The 6148-nt window shown below is 72.9% G+C and carries 5 protein-coding genes; 3 read left to right on the top strand and 2 right to left on the bottom strand.

Going from position 1 to position 6148, the window contains the following annotated elements; all coding sequences use genetic code 11:
• Positions 1 to 105 precede the first annotated feature (105 nt).
• Positions 106 to 768: a peptide-methionine (S)-S-oxide reductase MsrA gene (msrA, locus tag ACFWFR_RS16530; protein WP_191800279.1), complete on the bottom strand. Its 663-nt coding sequence runs from the start codon at positions 766 to 768 to the stop codon at positions 106 to 108.
• A 164-nt stretch (positions 769 to 932) separates the two neighbouring features.
• Here msrA and ACFWFR_RS16535 point away from each other — a divergent pair, with 164 nt between their 5' ends.
• From ACFWFR_RS16535 to ilvA, 3 genes are read left to right on the top strand one after another with little or no spacing between them, the layout of a single operon-like run.
• Positions 933 to 2165, top strand: coding sequence for a cystathionine gamma-synthase (locus ACFWFR_RS16535; RefSeq protein WP_377623682.1), 1233 nt, complete (start codon positions 933 to 935; stop codon positions 2163 to 2165).
• Positions 2162 to 3535, top strand: a complete 1374-nt coding sequence (locus tag ACFWFR_RS16540) for an AI-2E family transporter (RefSeq protein WP_377623683.1) — start codon at positions 2162 to 2164, stop codon at positions 3533 to 3535. The genes ACFWFR_RS16535 and ACFWFR_RS16540 overlap by 4 nt, the downstream gene beginning before the upstream one ends.
• A 50-nt stretch (positions 3536 to 3585) precedes the next feature.
• Positions 3586 to 4752 carry a threonine ammonia-lyase gene (gene ilvA / locus ACFWFR_RS16545; protein WP_191800608.1) on the top strand — a complete coding sequence of 389 codons (1167 nt, stop codon included), beginning with the start codon at positions 3586 to 3588 and terminating at the stop codon, positions 4750 to 4752.
• Positions 4753 to 4946: 194 nt separating this feature from the next.
• On the opposite strand, the gene ACFWFR_RS16550 is transcribed toward ilvA, so the two are convergent.
• The gene (locus tag ACFWFR_RS16550; RefSeq protein WP_377623684.1) at positions 4947 to 5930 is read right to left on the bottom strand and encodes a DUF559 domain-containing protein; all 984 of its coding nucleotides are present in this window, start codon (positions 5928 to 5930) and stop codon (positions 4947 to 4949) included.
• Between the last annotated feature and the right edge of the window lie 218 nt (positions 5931 to 6148).

Genomic DNA, 6148 nt, shown 5'->3' on the forward strand with positions numbered 1-6148 from the left:
GTAGGTGGCCCAGATCCGACCCGAACAGGGGCACCTACTCACTTCTCGGCGAGACCGTTCAGCCTGGCGGGGCCGTTCAGACCGGCCAGGGCGCGCAGCCCAGCGTCATGCCGCGTCGGGGAAAGGGATCCCCGTCGTCGCGTGGCAGCGGTAGCCGTTGGGGTTCTTGTCGAGGTACTGCTGGTGGTAGTCCTCGGCGTAGTAGAACGTGCGGCCCTCGGCCGGCGCGACCTCCGTGGTGATGGGGTCGAGCCCGCGTGCGGTCAGCACCTTCTGGTACCGCGCCTCGGTCTCGCGGACCGCGGCCTCCTGCTCGGGCGTCGTCCAGTAGACCGCCGAGCGGTACTGGGTGCCGACGTCGTTGCCCTGCCGGTAGCCCTGCGTGGGGTCGTGGCGCTCCCAGAAGATCTTGAGCAGCTCCTCCTCGCTCACGACCGACGGGTCGTAGGCCACGAGCGCGGTCTCGGTGTGCCCGGTGCGGGCGGTGCAGACCTCCTCGTACGTGGGGTTCGGCGTGGTGCCACCCATGTAGCCGACGGCCGTCGAGATCACACCCGGCACCTGCCAGAAGATCTCCTCGGCCCCCCAGAAACAGCCCATCGCGAGGTACAGCACGCGCGTGCCCTCGGGCCACGGGCCCGTGATCGAGGTCCCGAGGACCGTGTGCGGGCGGGCCACGGGGAGCACGGGCTGGTCCCGCCCGGCGAGCGCCTTCTCGGGCGCGACCATCTGGGTCTTCATCGAGGACCCGAACAACGACTCGAACATCTTTACCTCCACCTGTTGCCGACACCTGGGCAACACCTCGTCGCCGCCCGCTGTTCCCCGGGAGCCTCCTGCCGATCGGCCGTGGGTGAAATGCACACGTCCGCTCTCCGAGAACCGTCGTGTTCGGCAGGAACACGCGCCGTCAGGGCACGTAGGCTCACAGGATGAGCAGCGCGAGCACTCCCTCCCACCCCGACTGGTCGAGCACCGGCTTCGCGACCCGCGCCATCCATGCGGGACAGGACCCGGACGCGACGACGGGGGCCGTCGTGCCCCCGATCTACCAGGTCTCCACCTACAAGCAGGACGGCGTCGGCGGTCTGCGCGGGGGGTACGAGTACTCCCGGTCCGCGAACCCGACCCGCACCGCGCTCGAGGAGGCGCTCGGCGCCGTCGAGACGCCTGCCGGGGCTGCGCAGGCGCGCGGCTTCGCGTTCGCCTCGGGCCTCGCCGCGGAGGACACGCTCCTGCGGGCGACGCTGCGCCCGGGTGACCACGTCCTGGTGCCCGACGACGCGTACGGAGGCACGTACCGCCTGGTCGCCCGGGTCTTCGGCCCGTGGGGGATCGAGCACACGGCCGTGGACCTCACCGACCTCGACGCCGTGCGAGCCGCGGTCCAGCCTGGGCGCACCAAGGTCCTGTGGGTCGAGACCCCGACCAACCCGCTGCTCGGCATCAGCGACATCGCGGCGCTCGCACAGGTCGCGCACGCGCACGGCGCGACCCTCGTGGTCGACAACACCTTCGCGACGCCCTACCTGCAGCAGCCCATCGCCCTGGGGGCGGACGTCGTCGTGCACTCGACGACCAAGTACATCGGCGGGCACAGCGACGTCGTCGGGGGAGCGCTCGTCGTGGCGGACGGCGCCGAGCTCCCGGGCGACCTCGTCTCGCCCGCGGGCACGCGCGGCCTGGCCGACGCGGTCGGCTTCCACCAGAACTCCTCGGGGGCGGTCGCCGGGCCGTTCGACGCGTGGCTCACGCTGCGCGGCCTCAAGACGCTCGCGGTGCGCATGGACCGGCACGCTGCCAACGCGGCCGCGGTCGCCGAGTTCCTCGAGACGCACCCCGCGGTGACCCAGGTCATCTACCCGGGCCTGGCGTCGCACCCGGGTCACGAGCTCGCGACGCGGCAGATGCGCGGGTTCGGCGGCATGGTGTCCTTCCGCGCGGGGAGCGAGGAGAAGGCGCTCGCGGTCTGCGCCCGCACCCAGGTGTTCACGCTCGCGGAGTCTCTCGGCGGTGTCGAGTCGCTGATCGAGCACCCCGGTCGTATGACGCACGCGTCGGTCGCGGGCTCGGCCCTCGAGGTCCCCGACGACCTCGTGCGCCTGTCGGTCGGTATCGAGGACGCAGCAGACCTGATCGCGGACCTCGCGCGGGCTCTCGCGTGAGCGCGGCATCGCGCAAGGGCCGTGCGGCCCAGGCGGGCGCTCCCTGCCCGACGGCGTCGCCCGCCCCCGCAGGTGCCGTCGCGTCGGCGGGCACGTCGGGGACGAACCCACGGGGCGGCAAGCCGTTCGGTGCGGAGGCCGTCCCGCCGTCGATCCAGACCGCCGCGGCGTGGTCGTGGCGTCTCCTCCTGATCGGCGCGCTCGTCGCCGCGAGCCTCTACGTCACGGCGTTGTTCAAGGTGATCGTCGTTCCGGTCGCGATCGCGCTGCTCCTCACGGTCCTGCTCACGCCGGTCCGCAGCTTCCTCCAGCGGCACCTGCGCTTCTCGCGCGGGCTGGCCTCGATCTCGGCCCTCCTCGGGTTGCTCGCGGTGGTCGCCGGGCTCGTCACGGTCGCCGGCAGCACGATCGTGAGCGGCATCGCCGAGCTCAAGGACAAGGCGATCGACGGCTTCAACGAGTTCATGGACTGGCTGGAGGCCGGCCCGTTCGGGCTCGGCGTCGAGCAGATCAACGGGTACCTGAAGGAGCTCGAGGGCTTCATCAGCTCGAGCCAGGACAGCATCGTGTCAGGCGCGCTCGGTGCGGCCACGACGGTCGGCCACGTGGCCGCGGGTGCCGTGATCGCCCTGTTCTGCACGTTCTTCTTCCTGCTCGACGGACGGACCATCTGGTCCTGGTGCGTGGGGCTGTTCCCGGCGCGCTCGCGGTTCACGATCCACCAGGCCGGGCGCCGCGGCATCGTCACGCTGTCCGCCTACGCCCGGACGCAGATCCTCGTCGCTCTCGTCGACGCCGTCGGTATCGGTGTCGGTGCGGCCTTCTTCGTGCCGTCGCTCGCCCTGCCGCTCGGCATCCTCGTGTTCGTCGGGTCGTTCATCCCGATCGTCGGAGCGGTCGTGACGGGCGCGGTCGCCGTGCTGGTCGTGCTGGTCGCGAACGGGTGGGTCGCGGCGCTCATCATGCTGGGCATCGTGCTCGCGGTCCAGCAGATCGAGAGCCACGCGCTCCAGCCGTTCCTCATGGGGCACGCGGTCTCGCTGCACCCGGTCGCGGTGCTGCTCGTGGTCGCCGCGGGCGGGTTCGCGGCGGGCATCGTCGGCGCCCTGTTCGCGGTGCCGCTCGCCGCCCTGATCAACACCGTGGTCCTGTACTTCAACGGGCACGACAAGTTCCCCGACCTCGGGACCGACGACACCCTCGTCATCCGTGGCAAGCCCGCGGTGCCGGTCATGATCCGTCGCGCCGAGGCCGACCTCGCGGACGACGAGAGGGTCCCGGCCTCCTCGACCACCGCGGGTCGCCGGCGCACCCGCCCGGGGCGCGCGACGCCGTCGGGCACCGGGACGAGCACGGGCGGGGACGCGTGACCCTCGCTCAACCCGCCGTGACCCTCGACAGCATCCGCGACGCCGCCCGCATGCTCGACGGCGTCGCCTACCGGACCCCCGTCCAGACGAGCCGTGCGATCAGCCAGGTCGCCGGCGTGCCCGTGGTCCTCAAGTGCGAGAACCTCCAGCGCGCCGGCTCCTTCAAGATCCGGGGCGCGTACATCCGCATGGCCCGGCTTACCCCCGCGGAGAAGGCACGCGGTGTCGTCGCGGCGAGCGCCGGGAACCACGCCCAGGGCGTCGCGTTCGCGGCGGGGCTGCTCGGTATCCAGGCCGTGGTCTACATGCCGGTCGACGCCGCGCTGCCCAAGGTCGCCGCGACGCGCGAGTACGGCGCCGAGGTGCGTCTCGTCGGCGTCGACGTCGACGAGACGCTCGCGGCCGCGAAGGCCGAGGCCGAGCGCACGGGCGCGGTCTTCATCCACCCGTTCGACCACCCCGACGTCGTCGCGGGCCAGGGCACGCTCGCGCTCGAGATCCTCGAGCAGGTGCCCGACGTCCGCACCGTCGTCATGCCGCTCGGCGGCGGCGGCCTGGTCGCGGGCGTCGCGGCGGCCATGGCCGAGGCCGCGCCGCACGTCAAGGTCGTGGGGGTCCAGGCGGCGCGCGCCGCGGCGTACCCGGGCTCGCTCGCGGCAGGGGTCCCGACGACGTCGCTCGCCCGCTCGACCATGGCCGACGGCATCGCGGTGGGCACCCCGGGACCCGTGCCGTTCTCGATCGTGTCCGAGCTCGGTCCCGAGGTGCGCACCGTGACCGAGGACGAGCTGTCCCGGGCGCTGCTGATGATCACCGAGCGGGCCAAGCTCGTCGTCGAGCCGGCGGGGGCCGCGGGGGTGGCCGCGCTGCTGGCCGACCCGACCGGGTGGGAGGGCCCCGTCGTGGTGATCCTGTCCGGGGGGAACATCGACCCGCTGGTGCTGCTGCGCGTGCTGCGGCACGGGCTCGCGGCCGCGGGCCGGTACATGCAGATGCAGGTCCTGCTCGACGACCGGCCGGGAGCGCTCGCGCAGATGCTCGACGTGATCGCGGGGGTCGGCGGTTCGATCATGCACATCGACCACGACCGTACCGACGTGCACCTCGCGATCGGCGAGGCCTGGGTGCGCATGCAGGTCGAGACCAAGGGGCAGGAGCACTGCGAGGCGCTCGTGGCGCAGCTGCGGGGAGCCGGGTACCGGGTCCTGACGGGCTGAGCGGCCTGGGGCGGCGGGAGGGCCCTGGGCCCGGGGCGCCCGACGCCGAGATGCGGCTATCGGGGGTCGAATGGCCGATTCGACCCCCGATGGCCGCATCTCGCGGGTGGTGGTCATGCGTCGGCGCACGGCTTCTAGGCTGGACGGGTGCTGAGGCGAGCCCGCGACCGCCGGCTGACGGGTCGACGGGACGGTCAGCGCCGAGCGACGACGATGCGGGCGCGCACAGGGGTGTCGGGAGCGTCGGCGAGCCGACCGAGGTCCACGCCCTGGTCCCCGAACGCGGTGATCAACCGCCCGCAGGTCGCTTTCCACGCGGTGAGCACGTCGTGCGAGTAGAGGACGACCACTCTCCAGCCGAGCCGTTCGATGTTCTCCCTGCGGGCGACGTCGCTGCGCATCTGGTGCTGGGACGAGTAGTGGTGTGCGCCGTCGTACTCGATCGCTATGCGCGCCTGCGGCCAGCACATGTCTGGACGCGCGACCCACTGGTCCTCCGCGAGCAGGTCCGCCCCGACGACCGGGCACGGGAAGCCCGAGGCGACCAGCAGGAGCCGGACCCGCGTCTCCATGGGCGAGTCGACGAAGGATCGGGCGGCAGACAGCGCAGTCCGCAGGTCACGCCGCCCGCGACCGCCGACGAACCAGGACAGCGCGCGCTCCAGTGCGAGGCGGGTGGTGGCCGGGTGACGCAGCGCGAGGACCGCGTCGGTCAGGACGACGAGTTCCCCGCGCGTCAGGCGGTCTCCGGCGTCCGTGCCCGTCATGCTGCCGAGGTCCAACCAGGTGCGGGCGGGGACGGTCACCGGAAGCCCTTGGTGCCGGAAGGTCTGCTGGGCGAGCACTCCCGAGTGCCCGACGAGCAACGCCGCGTCGCGCGAGCGCGACCCAGGGCTGCTGGAGACGTGCAACCGCTCGGTCGGCCGATGGTGAGCAGGCAGGGGCAGCCCCAGGAGAGCGGCCGCCGTGAGGTGCGAGAACGCGTCCCCGGCCCGGAAGGTCAGGGCGACGGCGCGGCAGAGTGCGTCGAGATCGTTCGCGGACCCGGCCGCCATGCGGACCCCGCGGACCGGCGTGTGCAGCGCGGGGTGGCGCAGCTGGTCGCGTGTGCACCCGGCCGCGCAGGCGTCGGCCACGAGGAACGGGGTGGGCGGCAGCGGGACGAGAGCAGCGGGCACGGGGAGAGGTTCGCAGATCCGGACGTCGCTGTGGGGCGGTGCCCGGTACCTGTGGACAACTGTCGGACCCTTGCCGGTCGGGCGCTTGCCTGGCCTGGCGGGCGTTTGCCTGGGGCTGCTTGGCCCGGTCCGGCGCCGCCCTGGCCCGGCCCGCACCCAGCCCGCACTGGCGGACCGGGCCCGAGGGGGATCGAGATGCGGCTATCGGGGGTCGATTC

It is taken from the genome of Oerskovia sp. NPDC060287 (assembly GCF_042726775.1).
GTDB classification, from domain to species: Bacteria; Actinomycetota; Actinomycetes; order Actinomycetales; family Cellulomonadaceae; genus Oerskovia; species Oerskovia merdavium.

Excerpts from the sequence above, each read along its gene's own strand:
- ilvA (WP_191800608.1), top strand. The coding sequence starts at position 3,586 with ATGCTCGACGGCGTCGCCTACCGGACCCCCGTCCAGACGAGCCGTGCG.
- ACFWFR_RS16535 (WP_377623682.1), top strand. The coding sequence starts at position 933 with ATGAGCAGCGCGAGCACTCCCTCCCACCCCGACTGGTCGAGCACCGGC.
- msrA (WP_191800279.1), bottom strand. The coding sequence starts at position 768 with ATGTTCGAGTCGTTGTTCGGGTCCTCGATGAAGACCCAGATGGTCGCG.